General features: G+C 58.7%; 16 protein-coding genes. 9 read left to right on the top strand and 7 right to left on the bottom strand.

Going from position 1 to position 17,712, the window contains the following annotated elements; all coding sequences use genetic code 11:
• Position 1 precedes the first annotated feature (1 nt).
• From ACA063_RS16875 to ACA063_RS16855, 5 genes are all read left to right on the top strand, one after another.
• Positions 2 to 2,473: an FtsX-like permease family protein gene (locus tag ACA063_RS16875; RefSeq protein WP_497662570.1), complete on the top strand. Its 2,472-nt coding sequence runs from the start codon at positions 2 to 4 to the stop codon at positions 2,471 to 2,473.
• Positions 2,463 to 3,527: a lipocalin-like domain-containing protein gene (locus tag ACA063_RS16870; protein ID WP_497662569.1), complete on the top strand. Its 1,065-nt coding sequence runs from the start codon at positions 2,463 to 2,465 to the stop codon at positions 3,525 to 3,527. The genes ACA063_RS16875 and ACA063_RS16870 overlap by 11 nt, the downstream gene beginning before the upstream one ends.
• Positions 3,528 to 3,625: 98 nt before the next feature.
• Entirely contained in the window at positions 3,626 to 3,868 is a 243-nt protein-coding gene (locus tag ACA063_RS16865) for a hypothetical protein (RefSeq protein ID WP_497662568.1), read from the top strand.
• 11 nt (positions 3,869 to 3,879) lie between these two features.
• A complete protein-coding gene (locus ACA063_RS16860; RefSeq protein ID WP_178114340.1) occupies positions 3,880 to 4,047 on the top strand; it encodes a hypothetical protein in 168 nt (55 codons plus the stop codon).
• A gap of 87 nt (positions 4,048 to 4,134) precedes the next feature.
• Positions 4,135 to 4,713 (top strand): hypothetical protein, encoded by a 579-nt coding sequence (locus tag ACA063_RS16855; RefSeq protein WP_497662567.1) that lies wholly within the window; start codon positions 4,135 to 4,137, stop codon positions 4,711 to 4,713.
• 352 nt (positions 4,714 to 5,065) lie between these two features.
• On the opposite strand, the gene ACA063_RS16850 is transcribed toward ACA063_RS16855, so the two are convergent.
• A complete protein-coding gene (locus ACA063_RS16850; protein WP_497662566.1) occupies positions 5,066 to 5,581 on the bottom strand; it encodes an Hcp family type VI secretion system effector in 516 nt (171 codons plus the stop codon).
• Between the two features lie 409 nt (positions 5,582 to 5,990).
• Here ACA063_RS16850 and ACA063_RS16845 point away from each other — a divergent pair, with 409 nt between their 5' ends.
• Positions 5,991 to 6,668, top strand: coding sequence for a type 1 glutamine amidotransferase domain-containing protein (locus tag ACA063_RS16845; protein WP_497662565.1), 678 nt, complete (start codon positions 5,991 to 5,993; stop codon positions 6,666 to 6,668).
• Between the two features lie 572 nt (positions 6,669 to 7,240).
• On the opposite strand, the gene hglS is transcribed toward ACA063_RS16845, so the two are convergent.
• The 3 genes from hglS to ACA063_RS16830 form a co-directional block, all read right to left on the bottom strand.
• On the bottom strand, positions 7,241 to 8,617 hold the full coding sequence (gene hglS / locus ACA063_RS16840) for a 2-oxoadipate dioxygenase/decarboxylase HglS (protein ID WP_497662564.1): 1,377 nt from the start codon (positions 8,615 to 8,617) through the stop codon (positions 7,241 to 7,243).
• Positions 8,618 to 8,834: 217 nt separating this feature from the next.
• The gene (locus ACA063_RS16835; protein WP_497662563.1) at positions 8,835 to 9,776 is read right to left on the bottom strand and encodes an alpha/beta fold hydrolase; all 942 of its coding nucleotides are present in this window, start codon (positions 9,774 to 9,776) and stop codon (positions 8,835 to 8,837) included.
• 21 nt (positions 9,777 to 9,797) lie between these two features.
• Positions 9,798 to 11,252, bottom strand: a complete 1,455-nt coding sequence (locus tag ACA063_RS16830) for a flavin-containing monooxygenase (protein ID WP_497662562.1) — start codon at positions 11,250 to 11,252, stop codon at positions 9,798 to 9,800.
• Between the two features lie 208 nt (positions 11,253 to 11,460).
• Between ACA063_RS16830 and ACA063_RS16825 the strand changes: the two genes are divergently transcribed.
• A complete protein-coding gene (locus tag ACA063_RS16825) occupies positions 11,461 to 12,534 on the top strand; it encodes a diguanylate cyclase (protein ID WP_497662561.1) in 1,074 nt (357 codons plus the stop codon).
• A 112-nt stretch (positions 12,535 to 12,646) separates the two neighbouring features.
• Here ACA063_RS16825 and ACA063_RS16820 read toward each other — a convergent pair whose 3' ends face one another.
• The 3 genes from ACA063_RS16820 to ACA063_RS16810 all read right to left on the bottom strand — a co-directional run bounded on the left by ACA063_RS16820 (position 12,647) and on the right by ACA063_RS16810 (position 15,780).
• The gene (locus tag ACA063_RS16820) at positions 12,647 to 13,516 is read right to left on the bottom strand and encodes an isocitrate lyase/PEP mutase family protein (protein ID WP_497662560.1); all 870 of its coding nucleotides are present in this window, start codon (positions 13,514 to 13,516) and stop codon (positions 12,647 to 12,649) included.
• Between the two features lie 151 nt (positions 13,517 to 13,667).
• Entirely contained in the window at positions 13,668 to 14,702 is a 1,035-nt protein-coding gene (astA, locus tag ACA063_RS16815) for an arginine N-succinyltransferase (protein WP_497662559.1), read from the bottom strand.
• 61 nt (positions 14,703 to 14,763) lie between these two features.
• A complete protein-coding gene (locus ACA063_RS16810; RefSeq protein WP_497662558.1) occupies positions 14,764 to 15,780 on the bottom strand; it encodes an arginine N-succinyltransferase in 1,017 nt (338 codons plus the stop codon).
• Positions 15,781 to 16,336: 556 nt separating this feature from the next.
• Between ACA063_RS16810 and ACA063_RS16805 the strand changes: the two genes are divergently transcribed.
• Both ACA063_RS16805 and cobF read left to right on the top strand, forming a co-directional pair.
• Positions 16,337 to 16,909 carry a histidine phosphatase family protein gene (locus ACA063_RS16805; RefSeq protein ID WP_497662557.1) on the top strand — a complete coding sequence of 191 codons (573 nt, stop codon included), beginning with the start codon at positions 16,337 to 16,339 and terminating at the stop codon, positions 16,907 to 16,909.
• Positions 16,909 to 17,664 (top strand): precorrin-6A synthase (deacetylating), encoded by a 756-nt coding sequence (gene cobF / locus ACA063_RS16800; protein WP_497662556.1) that lies wholly within the window; start codon positions 16,909 to 16,911, stop codon positions 17,662 to 17,664. The genes ACA063_RS16805 and cobF overlap by 1 nt, the downstream gene beginning before the upstream one ends.
• The last annotated feature ends 48 nt before the right edge of the window (positions 17,665 to 17,712 follow it).

The raw sequence follows: 17,712 nt of genomic DNA, 5'->3' as shown, positions 1-17,712 counted from the left end.
GGTGCGGGTTTTGCGCGAGACGTTACGGGCACTGCTCAGTCATTGGCGGCAGCACCCGGTGCAGTTTTTCAGCGTGCTGACCGGTCTCTGGCTCGCGACCAGCCTGCTCACGGGCGTGCAGGCCCTGAACAGTCAGGCGCGGGAAAGCTATGCCCGGGCCAGCCAGTTGATCGGTGGTGAACCCCAGGCCAGCTTGAGTGCACCCAATGGCGCCACTTTTTCTCAACAGGTGTTTGTCGATTTGCGGCGCAGCGGATGGCCGGTGTCTCCAGTGCTGCAAGGCAGGGTGGCGCTCAAGGGGCATGAAGACCAGCGCTTGCAGTTGATGGGCATTGAGCCGGTTTCGTTGCCCGCGGGTTCGGCCGTGGCCGGGCAGGCATTGGCGATCGAGCAGATCGTCGGTTTTTTCACCCCGCCGGGCAGCACCTGGATCTCGCCCCAGACGTTGCAGGCGCTGGGTTTGCGAGAGGGCGATCAGCCGGTCAGTACCACCGGTCAGTCCTTGCCGCCGTTGCACGCGCAGACGGACATGGCCCCCGGCGTGTTGCTGGTGGACATCGGGTTCGCCCAGCAGATTCTCGAACAGCCGGATCAACTGTCGCGCCTGTTGTTGCCCAAGGATTTCAGCGCGCCGCTGCCCGATCAATTCAAAGGTCAGCTGCAGCTCAAGACGAGTAGCGAAGAGAACAATCTCGCGCGGCTGACCGAGAGTTTTCACCTGAACCTCGATGCCTTGGGTTTTCTGTCATTCGTGGTCGGGCTGTTCATTGTCCATGCCGCGATCGGCCTGGCACTGGAACAGCGCCGTGGGTTGCTCAGGACCCTGCGCGCCTGCGGCGTCAGTGCGCGAATGTTGATCACCTGTCTGGTCGTTGAACTGGGTGTTCTGGCGTTGATCGGCGGTGTGGCCGGGGTCGTCAGTGGGTACCTGCTGGCAAGTGTGCTATTGCCGGATGTCGTCGCCAGTCTGCGCGGGTTGTATGGCGCGGAGGTCGCGGGGCAGTTGAGCCTCAGCACCGGGTGGTGGATCAGCGGGGTAGGCCTGAGTGTGCTGGGTGCGCTGTTGGCCGGCGCCAACAGCCTGCTGCGGGCGGCGCGTTTGCCGTTGTTGGCGTTGGCCGATCCGCAAGCCTGGCACCAGGCGCATGCGCGGTGGCTGCGGCGCCAGGCCTGGGTGGCCGCCACGGCTCTGGTGATCGCGCTGCTGGCGTTGATCTTCGGTGACAGCCTGGCCGCCGGTTTCGTGTTAATGGGAACGCTGTTGATCGGCGCCGCGCTGGCACTGCCGGTGGTACTCAATGCGGTGTTGAATGGCGCATTGCGCCGCAGTCGTTCGGTCCTCGGTCAGTGGTTTCTCGCCGACTGCCGTCAGCAACTGCCGGCCCTCAGTCTGGCGCTGATGGCGTTACTGCTGGCGCTGGCGGCGAACATCGGCGCGGGCAGCATGACCGCCGGGTTTCGCCAGACTTTCAGTGACTGGCTGGAGCAACGGCTCACCGCCGAGCTGTACCTGAACCCGCAAAACCCGGCCCAGGCGAGGGAGCTGCAGACCTGGCTCAAACACCAGCCACAGGTCAGCGCGGTGCTGCCTAACTGGCAAGTTTCGGTTCAGTTGCAGGGCTGGCCGGCAGATGTTTTCGGCGTGCTTGATCACCCGACCTATCGGCAGCATTGGCCGCTGCTGGAATCCTTGGGCGACGATCCCTGGGGTCACCTGGCGAGCGATGACGCCCTGATGCTCAGTGAGCAGCTTGCGCGCCGATTAAAGGTGCGGCTTGGCGATCACCTGACGATTGCGACGCCAAGCGGCCAGTGGTCGCCGCGTATCGTCGGGATCTACGCCGACTACGGCAACCCCAAAGGCCACCTGTTGGTCAACGTCGATCACTTGTTGCGCGGCTGGCCGCAGCTGACGCCCAACCGGTTCAACCTGCGCATCGATCCGGCCTCGATCCCGGCGTTTTTGACCGCGCTCCAGGCACGCTTTGCCCTGGATGACAGTCGCATCGTCGATCAGGCCCGGCTCAAGGGCTGGTCTACCCAAGTCTTCGAGCGGACGTTCGCGGCGACGGCGGCGCTTAATAGCCTGACCCTGGCCGTCGCTGGGGTGGCCTTGTTCATCAGCCTGCTGACCCAGAGCCAGAGTCGCCTCGGGCAACTCGCTCCCCTGTGGGCGCTGGGTGTGACGCGACGCCAATTGATGCTGCTCAATCTCGGACAAACCTGGCTGCTGGCGGTGTTGACGCTGGTGCTGGCGCTGCCGTTGGGGATTGCGCTGGCGTGGTGTCTGGATTCGGTCATCAACGTTCAGGCGTTCGGCTGGCGTTTGCCTTTGCGGGTGTTTCCGTTGCAGCTGTTGCAGCTGATGGGGCTGGCGTTGTTGGCGACGTTGCTCGCATCGGCATGGCCGTTGTATTCGCTGTACCGCACGCAACCGGCGGATCTGCTGAGGACGTTTGCTCATGAAGATTAGGCTCGCGGTGCTGCTACTGATGGTACTGAGCGGTTGCGACAATTCGGTGCCGGTGGAGAAGGGCTTTGCGGGGCTGGGGGGTAGCGCCGCTTCTTTTTCGCCCGTGGTGCCTGGCCGCGTTTTCAGCTTCCCGGCGGATCACGGTCCCCATGACGGGTTTCGTATCGAATGGTGGTACGTCACCGCCAACCTCAAGGACGATCAGGGGCGTGAGTTTGGTGTGCAGTGGACACTGTTTCGCAGTGCGTTGAATGCCGGTCCGACGGCGACGGGGTGGGCCAGTCAAGTGATCTGGCTGGGGCATGCAGCGGTGACATCGGCGACGGCTCATCACGCGGCCGAGCGTTATGCGCGCGGTGGTGTCGGTCAGGCGGGCGTCAGTCCGGTGCCGTTCTCTGCCTGGATCGATGACTGGCGCTTCAGCAGCCAGGGGCCTGACACGCTGACCGACCTGCAACTCAGCGCGCAAGGCAAGGGCTTCAGCTATCAACTGCGGTTGACGGCCACGGGCCCGCTGGTGCTTCAGGGTGACAAGGGTTTCAGCCAGAAGTCCGAACAGGGACAAGCGTCGTACTACTACAGCCAGCCATTTTTCCAGGCCAGCGGTACGCTGCAATTGGACGGCAAACGCTATCAGGTCAGCGGCCCGGCGTGGCTGGATCGGGAATGGAGCAGCCAACCCTTGACCGCCAATCAGACGGGCTGGGACTGGTTCTCCCTGCACCTCGACAGCGGCGAACACGTCATGCTCTATCGCATGCGTCAGCGGGATGGAGAACCTTACGTCACCGGTACCTGGATCGATGCTCAAGGCCGCACACAACCGTTGTACGCCAGCGATATCAGTCTTACGCCGCAAGACACCGCCACCGTCGCCGGACGGTCGATGCCGGTGCGCTGGTTGGTCAGGATACCCGGCAAAAAACTCGACATTTCCCTCACGGCGCTTAATCCCGAGGCATGGATGGATCTGCGCATTCCCTATTGGGAAGGACCGGTGCGGTTGAGCGGTAGCCAGGGCGGACAGGGGTATCTGGAGATGACCGGGTATTGAAGTCAACACGTCGCCCGTTGCGCCTGCACCTGGCTGATCTTTTGAACTCCAATCCACCGCAACCCTCTACCGAACGAATACCCGGCAGGAAACCCTTCATGAGCGACGATCTCAAGTTACCCGACCTCGATTCATGGCAACGTCTGTTCGAGGACAAAGCCTATTGGCAGCAATCCCCCGACGCCCATTACAGCGAACTGCTGCGCGTGGCGGATGACTTGTTGGGGCAGGGTGCCATTGACCTTGAGCAGTGGCGGGGCTTGAAAGAAAAGGCGGAGCAATCCCACAAGGACTCGCCCGAGGTGAATGTCGCCGAGGAAGTCGACGATCCCGAGGCTTGAGGAGACAGGCGATGAAACCGATATCGAAAGACGAACACCCTGACGAACCGCGTCCACCCGGAGAAGTCGAGCGGGATAACGACGCCTTGCGTCCAACGGACCCCAAGCGGCGAGAAGAAAGCGGCAAGGGCACGACCAGCGGCGAATCCACGGCGCAAGAAACTGCGAACACTCCCTGATCAGTGTCTATGCTGATGGACACAAACGGTGCTGGACGCGGGTTCAGCTCCGTTTGTTGCCTCCAATTCACAGGGAAAGTACGACTTATGAAACTTCACGCACTCGCCAAAGCCATGACCCTTGCAACGCTGATGTCTGCTGCCAGCTTCAGCGCGATGGCTGCAGACATTCCGCTGTCCGAAGTTGTGATTGCTGATCAGGTTGATACCAAAGTGGTGTCGGTTGATGTTCCTAATCATCAGGTCGTGCTTGAAGGTCCTGAAGGTCGCCAGGTTCATGTTCAGCTGACCGACAAAGCCAAGGACCTGGGTAATCTCAAGGCCGGCGATACCGTCAACATTGCGGTTGTACGCTCGGTTGCCGCTTACCTGGACACTGACGTTGATAAGGGCTTGCCAGGTTCACTTGAGCGAGAGGGTGTAAACCGCGCCACCAAGGACAACCCGAATCCGGGTGGTGAAGCGTACCGTCAGGTTCAGGTTCAGCTGCAAATCACCAAGATTGATGTCAAAAACAATCAGGTGACCTTCAAGGGACCGGCCGGTGAATCCAAAACCGTGAATGTCGTTCGGCCTGAAGTACAGGCAAAACTGAAGGATTTGAAAGTTGGGCAGAGTGTGGTCGTTACCTACACGGATGTCTTGAAAGTAACCACGACTCGTTGAGTTGGCCGATAAACACAGGATTGATTGTGTTTGGCGGGATTTCGTCAAAACAATCAATTCTGATGTTCGAACCGGTGAGTTTTAAAAGTGTTTCTGGATAATATTTAAGGTGACATTTTATTAAACATTGTGTCGATAAATTTCATCTTCTTAAACACGGACATTGTCGCCGGCTTCAATTAAAATCCACCCGTTCGCCCAGTGTCATGACTCTTTACCAGTGCATGGATTGCCGAGGTCATCATACTGGGCGGGCACCTGATACAAGGCTTCAAAAGAAAAAGGGCGACCCTGGGGGGCGCCCTTTTTTTGTTGAAGGATAAAAGAGCAAACGTAAACAAACGGTTTGTCTTCAGTCTTGTTTCAATTTGCGCCAGTCATCCGAACCCGTAGTAGTGCCGACCACATGCGTCCAGGTGATTTTTCGATAGGCAAAATGCACGTCCTGCAGGTGAGTGAAGTGCGAATTAGAAGGGTCCTGGCAGTTGTGCATATAGTCTTTGATATGAACGATGATCGCGTCTTCAAGCTCAGTGGTGTAGTAGTGCTGCGGTTCGCGGCTTGTAGTGCGGTACCACCTGATGGTTACAGAGGTGAGTTCTTCGCCAGAGGTGAGGGCTTGAAGGAGCAGCGGGGAGCATTTGTCGAACACTTTTGTAATCATGAGCGGCAAGTGAACCCGCGGACCGGTTGGCTGGCTGGACTGGGGATCTCGCGGACGGGAGACTTCATGGCTGAAGGCTTGAACCATGAACTCGTCTTCGTGACCCTCCTGGTAGCTGTTGCCAACGGAGTCACGGGTAAAAGTACCTGCGGTAACGTTGCCCATCGTCTTTCCAGTGATGGACATGTATGCGGGTGTAGCCATGGCTGCGTTCCTTACTAACTGAGTGGTGGTGCCTCAAGGCGAAACTTGCCGGAGGGCGAAAAACAGTTAACAAGGTCTGTGCCACTTATAAAAAATACATATAAATCAGTTATATAGAGATTTTGTTGTGTTCCGTTTTGAGAGTTCATGACGTTCTCAAGCGAAAGTGCGCAGCAACTTGCGCGGACCTTCGTCAAACCTTGCACACCGTTCTGAACGACGCTCCGTGCGCCATGATCAGCAAAACAGCAATTTTTATAGTGCAGACGAGTGCGCAATGGCTTGCGCGCCAGGCCTGACAGTATTGTCTCCAATTCCGGCTGCAACGAACCGGGATGCCCGGTGGTCAATGAAAAGGCAGACCGCGCCTTCGCGCATTCGAATAGCCCTGAACTGGAGTGTGCACGACATGAAAATCCTGATGGTTCTAACGTCCCACGATCAATTGGGTGACACGGGTAAGAAGACAGGCTTCTGGCTGGAAGAGTTCGCCGCGCCTTACTACGCGTTCAAGGACGCTGGTGCCCAGTTGACCCTGGTTTCGCCCAAGGGTGGTCAGCCGCCACTCGACCCTAAAAGTGATGAGCCGGATGCGCAAACGGCTGCCACCGAGCGCTTTCGCAAAGATTCCGCGGCGCAGTCGGCTTTGGCCTCGACGGCACTGCTCAGCAGTGTGAGAGCTGAAGACTACGATGGGGTTTTCTATCCGGGTGGCCATGGTCCGTTGTGGGATCTGGCGGAAGACAAGGTGTCCATCGCGCTGATCGAGGCGTTTTACAAGGCGGGTAAACCGGTTGCAGCGGTCTGTCACGCGCCAGGTGTGTTGTGTCACGTCAAAGGTGAGGATGGGCAGCCGTTGGTTAAAGGCAAGCGCGTGACAGGGTTTACCAACAGTGAGGAGGAGGCGGTGCAATTGACGAATGTTGTGCCGTTTCTGGTGGAGGATGAGCTCAAGGCCAAGGGCGGGATCTATTCCAAGGGTGATGATTGGGCGAGTTATGTGGTGACGGATGGGTTGTTGCTGACGGGGCAGAATCCGGCGTCTTCGGAGGCGGTGGCTGCGGCGTTGTTGGCTAAGTTGAAGTAGATCAAGGTCAAAAGATCGCAGCCTGCGGCAGCTCCTGCATGAAATGTGTTTGTCTTGTAGGGGCTGGCTTGTCATTGATGGTGGCTGATAGTCGACCCTTCTCTCTCGGCTGTACACGGATTGATGTGGGAGCTGGCCTGCCAGCGATGGCGGCCCGACAGGCGATGAGTATTTCCCTGATGCACCTGGATCAAACTGTGGGAGCTGGCTTGCCGGCGATGGCGGCCTGATTGGCGGTGAAAATTGTTGCTGGTGTGCATATCCGTTTCTGCGGTCATGGCCGCTATTGGTTTCGCCCTTACGGCGAGTCACTTGGAGAAGCGCCAAGTAACCAAACGCTCTTGCCCCTTTCGTCCGGTGCCTCGCCGGGGCTCGGCATTCCCTCGCTCCGGTCCTGCTCCGTGGGCCCGCCGCGATCTGCCATCCATGGCCGTGCGCGGCTAACCCGGCATCCATGCCGGGTTGCCCACTGCGCAGAACCTGCGCTCGGCCTTCCCAAGGGGCAAGAAGATCAAGATCAAGGTCAAGGTCAAGATCAACAGCAGATCAAATGCAAAAACTCGTTTACCTGTTCAGCCCAGCGCTTCAAAACACTGTTCAATCGAACGTCGCTGTGTCTCGGCGTACAAGCCCAGTTCATCAATGGTCGAGCGCCCCAAGGCTTGTTCGAACGCTTGCCTGTTCGAATGTTCGCCGTAGTGGCTTTGCGCTGTATCGCCCAGGTTCGACTGGAAAATCCCAGCCGCACTGACGGGCAGGAAGTCTTCGTACACCAACGGTTCGACCCGCAGGAAACCTTCTTCAAGCAGGGCATCCAGTGACAAGGATTTCAGTTCCGAGGCTGCCCTTCCTTTTTCCGTGACGAAGTAGCGAAAGTACGCCAGTTCCTGTTGGCGCATGCCTTCGAGGGTGTCGGGGAATTCGGCGAAGTGTTGGGTCATCAGTGCGTTGTAGCGTGCAGCATTGCCTTCGTTGGGGAAGTCGTCGAGTTCGTCCCGTGCGGCGTTGAGCAAACGGTCATACAGCGCCCTGCCTTTGGGTGTGAGAGCGGCGCCGCGTTGTTCGATTTCACCGAAGCGGGCGCTGTGACTGCCGTGGGTGCTGGTTTGATCGGTGAAGGCAATCGGCTCGTCCAGGGCTTTGAAACTGGTCTGGCGCAGCAGGATCGGGCACTGGCGGCGAGGCGGGCCTTCGATGACCGCTTTGGGGGTGATGCCGTGGGCAGGCATCTGCGCCTGGACGATATCGATGTCCAGGGTGCGTGGTGTCAGGTGATTGATGTGGGGGCCTTTGAACGCCACCACGTCGGCGATCAAGCGATGTTGGGCGCTGAGTTTACGATACTGCTCGGCGGTGACGGTGGCGCTGTGGTGCCAGCGGAAGGTTTCAAGTGCCTGTTCGACGAAGTGCCGGGCATCCTCTTCGGCGAGGCCGCCTTCGCGTTCCGCGCGATCGATGAGGTTCAGCGCTGCCGGGGTAAAGATCGAACGCTGATCCAATACCGATTGCGCGAAGGCACGAAGTTCCAGGTCTTCAATCAGTTCCAGACGCAGGAGTGAGGTGAACACTCGAAACGGGCTCACCTGCAGCGCCGTTTCATGCACGGCGCGGAACGCCGTGGAATGCACAGGTACGCCAGCCGGGGTCAGGTCGTAGTAACCGACCGGTTGCATGCCCATGACCGCAAACAAGCGGGCGAGGGTGGCCAGTTCGTTGGCCGTGCCGACGCGGATTGCGCCGTGGCGCTCCAGGTCGAGGCGCTGTATCTCGCCGGTGCTGTTCAATTGGCTGGCCACCTGCGGATCGGTTTCCAGCACGTGGCGATTGGTTTGCTCCACCAATGCCATCAACGCGCCGTATAGCGGCACTTCTTCGCGATACATGTCGGACATCGCTTTGGAGAAGCGTTGGCGGATCAGGTCAGGGCTGACGAAGCTTGAGTGGCTCATGAAAAAATTTCCTGGCGCGGTGACGAAAAGGATGGAGAAAAGATCGCAGCCTTCAGTCATGCCGACAAACGAAGAATCTTACGGACTTCATTCTGCCAAGGACTGCTTGCCCCTGATTGCGCGCCTGGCTCCAATCCCTTTAGCAACTCGCCACACCACAGTCGGACGCAGCCTTCGGCAGCGGCTACAGGGATTGGAGCCAACCGTGCAGTCTCGATTACACCGGAAGGTGCGAGCGGTGGGCGGCCAGGAATTCTCCATACAGCCGTGCCGTGTAGGCCGGCTCTTCGACCATGGGCATATGGCCGACGCCTTCGAGAATTTCCACCCGCAGATCTACGATGCCTTTACTCCAGATGGCCACGCTGCTGACATCGATCAGACGATCTTTGCGCCCCCACACCAGCAGCGCCGGACACTTGATGTCGGGAAGCCTTGGTTCCATCGGCGGGCTGGCGCGAAAGTCCCTGAAGATTTCTTCCAGTTCATCGCGAGACCGTTCGTACCGCTGGGCGAACGCGTCCAGTACTACACCGGGTACCCAAGGCGGGTTGGCCATGGTCATGGCGTAGAACTGCCGGAACTCCTCCCGGGAATTGATCAGGAAGGGGTTGTGCCCCTTGGACAGTTGCCGTTCCAGGTCACTGATTTCGGGCGCGGCCACGCCCGCGGGGTCGATGAGCGCAACCGAAGCGATTCGGTCGGGGTAAGTGGCGGCGAGCCAGGCGGCGATGTAGCCGCCCATGGAATTGCCGATCACATGGACTTTTTCGACGCCGCACACATCGAGCAACTGAATCATGCGTTTGGCCTGGAGCGCAATGTCATAACCGCCACCGGCCTTGAAGCCGGTTTCACCGTGACCGGCGATGTCGGGAATGATCACCCGGTGGCTGCCGACAAAATGTCGGGCAAAGCGTAGCCACAGGTTCTTGTCGGCGCTGTAACCGTGAAGCATCAACACGCTGCTGGTGGCTTCGTAGGGGCCACCTTGCCAGGTCGACACGGTCATTTCGCTGATCGGTACGACGATCTTGTGAAGCCGGTAAAGCCTGGCTTCGGTGGCCACGCTCAAGTCGTAAAGCAGGTAGCCGATTGCGGGGTAGCGCAACCAGCTCCATGCGATGAAAACGGCAATTGCGACAACCAATAGAAGCATCAGCGTCTTCCTTTTATCGGATCAGGAGAGGATGTGGTCGGCGGGTTTCAGTGCCCGGGTCAGCCGGTGATAGCTGAAACTGAATCCTGGAAACATGGCAATCACATGCCCGCTGCGGCTGTGATACCAACTGTGGCAGCCTCCGGATTTCCACACCGTGCGCTCCATTTCTCTGTGGATCATTTCAGTGTAGGTGCGTTCCGCGTCGGGACGCACTTCGATGCTGCGCAAACCCCGATTTTTTAACGTGCGAATGCAGTCGAGGATGTAGTTCATCTGCGATTCGATAATGAACAGCGCCGAGGTGTGGCCGATCCCGGTGTTGGGGCCGGTGACAATGAAAAGATTGGGGAAGTCCGGCAGGCTGGTGCCCAGATAGGCGCGGGGGTATTGCGCCCAGACGTCCTTCAGTTGCGTGCCGTTTTTTCCGCTGACCGGGTAGGAAATCACCCCGTCGGTGGCGTCGTAACCGGTGGACCAGACGATCAGGTCAACGTCGATGTGCTGACCGTCTTCGGTGATGATGCCGGTTTCATCGAGGCTGGCGATGCCGTTTTCCCGGCTGTGCAGCGTCACGTTGCTGCGCCCGAGTGCCGGATACAGCGTGCTCGAGACGATGATCCGCTTGCAGCCGATAGCGTAGTCCGGGGTCAGTTTGCGGCGCAGCTCGGGGTCGGGTACCTGTCGCTTGACAAAGCGCAGGGCGTGTTGCTGCACCAGCCGAATCGCCGGTTTGGAGTATTTAAACGCAATCACCCTTGTTTCGAACTGCCAATAGATCATCCAGCGCAGCAGCGTGTAGGCCGGTTTGAGCCCGAGCAGCCAGCGCTGGAAACGGCCGAACGTGCGGTCGGCGCGGGGCAACACCCAGTGCGGTGTGCGCTGGAACACATGCAGGTGCACAACGTCCGGTGCGATTTCCGGAATGACCTGTGCCGCGCTGGCGCCGCTGCCGACGATGGCCACACGTTTATGCCGGTAGTCGTAGGTGTGATCCCAACTATTCGTGTGAAAAGTCTTGCCCTTGAAGCGCTCCTGGCCTTCGAAGTGCGGGGTAACCGGTTGGCTGAGCGGCCCCGTCGCATTGATCACAAATTGCGCATAAAAGATGCCTTTGTTGCCGGTGTGTACCGCCCAGCGTTTGTTGGGCTCGTCCCATTCGATGCGTTCGACGTTCGTTTCCAGTTCCACCTTTTCCCGCAGACCGAAGTGCTCCACGACGTGCTGGGTGTAGCGGTGCAGCTCGGCCTGGCCGGCGAACATTTGTGTCCAGCGAAAGGGCGCGAAAGACAGGGAATACAAAGGCGAAGGGACGTCCACCGCCGCGCCGGGATAGGTATTCTGGCACCAGGTGCCGCCGAAAAAATCCCGCCGTTCCAGCAGGCGGAAATCGTCGATACCGGCTTTGAGCAAATTGATCGCCGCGCACTGGCCGCCAAATCCACTGCCGATGATCAGCACCTGGAAAGTCTGCATGAGCCTCCTTTATCGAGATTGAACGAAACTATCCCTTATGAAACCATCCCTCATGAAACCATCCCTCATATATAGACCACCCCTTGCGCCTGAAGCGATCTCGTTTGGCCGCCGGCCGGTGATGGCTATTTGACGTTACCCTGATAGACTCCGAGCACACACGCAACCCCGGTGTCATCAGGTTTCGTTCGGTGGCTTAGAGGCCTCTATGGAAAAAGCGCGAGTCAAGGGACTTTCATTGGCAAGGAGGCTCTACACGTCGCGAACTCTGGGTTTGGCACTTGGCCTTTTGTGCGTTGGCGCGGCGATGCATCCCCTCAATCCGGCCCCTTGGGTCTGGGTAGTGATGCTGCTCAATGCCGTTGTGTGGCCCCATCTGGCGTACCAATGGGCGCGTCGGGCGCCGGTTCCCTACCACGCCGAACACCGCAATCTACTGGTCGATGCCTTTCTCGGCGGTTTCTGGGTGGCCGCCATGCAGTTCAATCCGCTGCCGAGTGCCGTGACCATTTCCATGATGGCCATGAACAACGTCGCGATCGGCGGGTTACGGTTTTTGCTGGTGGCCACGGTCGCGCAGGTCCTGGGCGTCGGCGTCGGCCTGTTGATATTTGCCCCGGCCTTCGTTCCTGAAACCAGTCAATTTCAGCTGTATGCCTGTTTGCCTTTGCTGTGTTTTTATCCGCTGGCACTGGGCTGGATCTGTTTTAGCCAGGCCTACACACTCGGTCAACACAAGCGTGAATTACTGGCCTTGAGCCGTACCGACAGCCTGACCGGCCTGCTCAATCACGGGGCCTGGAAAGATCAACTGGAAATCGAATTTCAGCGTTGCCAACGGCAGCATAGCGGTGGCGCAATCGCGCTGATCGACATCGATCATTTTAAAACCATCAATGACACGTACGGCCACGTCGCCGGGGACATTGTCCTGCGCCAGTTGAGCAAGCTGCTCAGACAAAACCTGCGGGCCGCCGATCTGGCTGGGCGTTACGGCGGCGATGAGTTCTGCGTGATCCTGCCGGACCTGCCCCTGAGCAGCGCGGCGGCCGCCATGGATTCGCTACGAGATCGCTTCGCCACACTCGGCTACGAGCAGAACCCGGCGTTGAAGGTCAGCCTGAGCATCGGAATTGCCGCATTCGACCCGGGCCATGCCGATGCCACCCTGTGGATTAACGACGCCGACCAGGCGTTGTATGAAGCCAAGACTACCGGGCGTAACCGCGTGATTTGCAGCAGCGATAGCCAGCCTCATCATGAGTTGCTGGACTCGGTGTAGAGCGCGAACAGGCTCGCTCCTGCAGGGGACGGCAAGATCAAAAGATCGCAGCCTCGTTTCACTCGACAGCTCCTACAGGGCCGGGGCATCCATGGCCCCGACCACTGACGCGCTACTCCTTGACGCTCATGAACTCTTCCGCCCAACGAATGTATTCCTCGGGCTGCGTGTAGGTGTGCGTCAGTTCGGTGGCGCTCAGATCCGAGGCCTGGGTAAACATCTGCCGTTGTTCCCGCAGGCTGTCGTACGTCGCTTTGATGGCCGCGAAGTAAGCACCGTGGCCATCGATGGTGACCCGCACGCCGAGTTCGGCGAGGCGTTTGTCGTCGCGCAGCAGCGGGTTGCCGTAGGTCACCAGCATCAAGGGTACGGTCAGGTGCTCGGCAAGCTGCTCGAGGTGCTCGAAATCCCGTACGCCGACCATGCAGATCCCGTCCGCCCCGGCGCGCTGGTACTGCTGGGTACGGCTGATGATTTCCTGGACCGGCAGAATCCCTGCGTTGGTTCGGGCGACGATCGCCATTTCCGAATCAACCCTGGCTTCCAGCGCCGCGCGGATCTTGCCGACGCCTTCGGCGACCGTGATCAAGTCGGTGGATTTGCGCCCGAATTGCGCGGGCAGCAGGGTGTCTTCAATCGTCAGCGCGGCAATGCCGGCTCGTTCGAGTTCGACGATGGTGCGCATGACGTTCAGCGCGTTACCGTAGCCATGGTCGGCGTCGGCGATCACCGGCAATTGGGCGACACGGCCGATGCGCGTGGCTTGCTCAGCGAACTCGCTGAGGGTGATCAAGGCAAAGTCTGGGGCGCCCAGCACCTGCAGCGACGCGACTGAACCGCCGAGAATGCCCACTTCAAAACCCAGGTCCGCGGCAATGCGTGCCGACATCGGATCAAAGACCGACGCGGTGTGATAGCAGGTATTGGACGCGAACAGCTCGCGGAAACTACGGCGCAAATCTTGATGAGATAGCCTGGACATAAGAGTTCCACCAATGGAATGGAATGGAAGGGCTTGAGCAAAAGTGTCAACGCCGAAGAAACAAAAGGCTATCACGCGGAGGAGGGGGAAATGATGACGAATTTGCAGAAGGCCTGACGCAAGGCGCTTTCTGTGGCGAGTGCGGCGGTAATTACGCCGCTACAGCCTTCTGTTGTCGGTTGACCAGTGGTATGGCTCTTATCGAGTCACCCGGCTGCAGTTGCAGGCGCTTGGCGGTCTGTCGGTCGACGATCAGGCTGTTGCCAACCTGCCACGCAGGGGCTGCGGTAATACGGCAGTTCTCCATGCGACGATTGTGGATCAGCCAGACCTGCGCCCGGTTATCCGGCGTGCCGATGGCCAGGATCAGGGGTTCGCTGTCGCGCACTGTGCGGATGTTCGTCATCGGCGCCTCGATGATCGGACCGCCGTCGAAGATATCGATGTACCCCTTGTGCGCAAAACCCTCATCCTCAAGAATCTTCAACGCCGGTGCTGTATTCGGGTGGGCTTTGCCGATCACGGCCTGTGCCTGTTCGGTGAGCAAGCAGGTGTACAGGGGCTGGCGCGGCATCAGTTCCGCGATGAACGATTTACTGCCCGATACGGCCAGATGGTCGGCATGGCTGAAATCCTTCTTGAAAAAATGCCGGCCCAGGCTGTCCCAAAACGGCGAGCAGCCTTGCTCATCGGCGCTACCGCGCAGTTCAGCGATCAGTTTGTCGCCGAACAGGTGAGTAAATTCAGCTACAAACAGCAGACGGCCCAATGATAGCAACCGCCCGTTATTACCCTGGCGGTGATCCGGGCGCAGGAACAGCGAACACAGCTCCGATTGCCCGGTCATTTCATTGTTCAGAAACAGCGTGGGAATCTGACGCTGAATGCCCAGGTCCGGCGCAGAACTGACGGTGACGCCGACGCGATAGTTGTACCAGGGCTCGCGCATACCGACCGCTCCCGTCAGGGCACTGATACCGACAACCTGTTGATCGTCGTCTTCGAGCACGAACAGGTAATCGGCATCGGCACGTTCGACTTGTTCGGCAAACGTCCGTTGCGCCCAGCGCACCCGGTGGAACAGTTGTTCTTCATTGGCTGGCAGGGTGGTGAACACGGGGCCGGCTTCGCGCACCAGCGCGAGCAACGCAGGCAGGTCGGTGACACTGACCGGACGGACTAGCATGTTGAAGCTCCTTCTTCGCGACTGCCCGAACGCAGTCGTGGGGGACGTTGGCGGGCGCGCGTCAAAGGGCGATCAACCGGATCGGGCTGCCTTCGCTCACGTTTAACGCGGCGCGCATCCTGGCGTCGAGTACCACTGGTTGCCCAGGGTTGAAGTCCAGTTCGGCGACAATTGCCCGATAGCCCCTGAGTGAATCGTTGCTCACGAGATAGCGGCCACGGGCATCAATGGCGGACCCGGTTTTTACCGTGGCGATATGACTTTGGGCGATGGAGCGGATGCAGGAAAGTCGGGCTTGCAAGGTAGGACCGCCGTCAAACAGATCGACGTATTGACAGGTATCGAACCCCTCGCGCTCAAGGATATCGAAGGCTTCCTGGCCATCTGGATGGATGCGTCCGACGCAGTCTCGTGCCGTTTCCGGCAACATCGGCAGGTAGATCGGGTAGTGAGGCATCAGTTCGGCGAGGAACGTGCGACTGTTCAGACCGCACAGCTTTTCCGCCTCGGCATAGGGCAGGTCGAAGAAATGCTTGCCGACTGCATCCCAGAACGGCGACTCGCCTTCATCGTTGCTGAAACCGACAATCTCCGTGATCACTGTGTTGGCAAAACGGCCTGAATGAGCACCGATAAACAACAGTCGAGCCCGGGACAGCAGTTCGGAAAACGGTGACCGGACCCACTCGGCGTCAATATGGAAACCTCGCAGCAAGGTATGGCCGCTCAGGTCATGACACAGCGAGAGAGTCGGTACGTCATGCTCGATATTGAGTTCTCGCGAGGCACTGGTGTAATGACGGTTGCGCAGGCTGTAGAAGGGCTCGTTGAAGCCGGCAGTGGCCAGGATTTCCGAACACCCCACCAGGCGCTGAGACGTCAAGTCTTCCAGGACGAAGAAATAATTCTCCGGGCCATGATCTTCAACGTCTTTTTCAAACGAGGCACAAGAGTCGAAAACCCTCTGGCGCAAGCGTTCAGCGTCGTCCGGCAAGGAGGTGACACCCACCAGGCTTTCGCGGGCAAGTCGCTGTAACTGGGGCAGGTCGGTTAACGCGACCGGGCGTAAGACCAGCATGGATGTACTCCTGTATCAAAGGGTTCGGTGGCACGCACCCAACCTGACTATCACTGTCGGTTTCCACGCATTGCTCAGGCGGTACCCTGAAGCCTGTTCAGGTGCCGCTCTTCTTCTGTGTCAGCTTTTTAGTGTTGAACGGTATTACGATGACGGTGTTGAACACCTGTAGTGTCATGGACAGACACCCGGGTAATCGAAGGTGATCACTCAGGGCGTCGAGACAGAGAATCCGTGGTCCTGCCGGATGATTTTCATCGGTGTTTTGTTTCCGCGAAATCAGTATTTATGGAAGCCACGGTGCCTGTCTAGTGAATTTTTGCCAGGCGTTTCAAAGCCTTGAATCAGGCGAAAGGCCCGTATGCCAAGGGCTACAAGAATGACGCCCTTGTGTGTAGGCCCTTTCCAAAATTGGTGTAAGACAATGCCTTTTTTACTCGCCAATTAACGAAAACCGCGCAAACGAAACGCTCCCGTTGGCGTGGGATACGGCACAATTACGCAACAATGCACGGCCTGTTGCCGTGCTCCGACCCCTTTTACCGAGTGATTCTTTGTGCAGGCGACCCGTTTGACTTTGATATGCCACGCTCGAACCGTCGCACAGAAATTAGGGCGTTTTCCTACAAATGAACCTGTGGAAATAAAATGGCAATCGGCAGAAGGTTCGCGCGCCGCCTTTTTCAAAAAAACGCCGCGCTTTCTTTGTGCTCCTGAATTACGCACCCGGCAAACCGCTGAGTTGTACGCCGCCGATGTCGAGACTGCCGAGGCCTTGCGCGATTGCGATTTCGGCCGATGGAGCGGGGCGCAGATCGATGACTTGCAGCAGTCAGAACCCGAGGCCCTCGAGGCCTGGCTGGCTGACCCGGCTTGCGCACCCCATGGTGGCGAGTCGGTTGCACAACTTCTTGAGCGGGTCGCCGCCTGGCTGACGACCCTTGAGGCAACTCCCGGGCACGTCGTGGCCATTACCCATCCCTTTGTCATTCGCGCCGCGCTGACCCATGTCTTGAACTGTTCGGCGTTTAATCAGATCGATGTTGAGCCGCTGTCGTCCATCGAACTTCGCTACAACGGGCGCTGGCGACTGCGTTTGCCAGAGACAGCTATAGAGGACGCACACTGATGAAAAAACTTCTGGTGATCGGGATCGGTGCGGGCAACCCCGACTACATCACGATGCAGGCGGTAAAGGCGCTCAACCTTGTCGACGTGTTTTTCCTCATGGACAAGGGGGAAAGCAAAGACAAGCTGATCGAACTGCGCCGCAAGATCTGTGAGCGCTACATCACCGATCACGCCTATCGCTTCATAGAAGCCCACAGCCCGGAGCGCGAGCGCGGTGATGTGGACTACACAACCAGCGTCGATGATCTGAATCTGGCCAAGCAGCGCACGTTCGAACGGCTGATCAACGAGGAAATGTCCGACAGTGAGTGTGCCGGTTTTCTGGTGTGGGGCGATCCGGCGTTGTACGACAGCACTGTGCGGATTTTGCAGGCAATCCTGGCATCTGGCGCTTGTGCATTCGAGTTTGAAGTGGTTCCCGGCATCACCAGCGTTCAGGCGCTGGCAGCGCAGCACAAGGTGCCGTTGAATCGCATCGGGCGGTCGATTGAAATCACCACCGGACGCCGTCTGGCAGCGGGGCAGGTGAGCGATGCCGACAGCCTGGTGGTGATGCTCGATGCGCAAGATGCCTACCATCAGGTGGCCGACCCGGAGACCGAGATTTATTGGGGCGCTTACCTGGGGACGCCGGATGAGATTCTTATCAGTGGCAAGCTCAAGGACGTGGCGCAGGAGATCGAGCGGGTGCGCAAGGCTGCCCGAATGGCAAATGGGTGGATCATGGATACCTATTTATTGCGTAAGCCTTGAGCTGTGTGGTGACTGAGCTGGCGTCATCGCGAGCAGGCTCGCTCCTAC

It is taken from the genome of Pseudomonas sp. LBUM1643 (genome assembly GCF_059716215.1).
The sequence above is the reverse complement of the archived record's forward strand: the minus strand, read 5'-3'. Positions and strand labels throughout refer to the sequence as shown.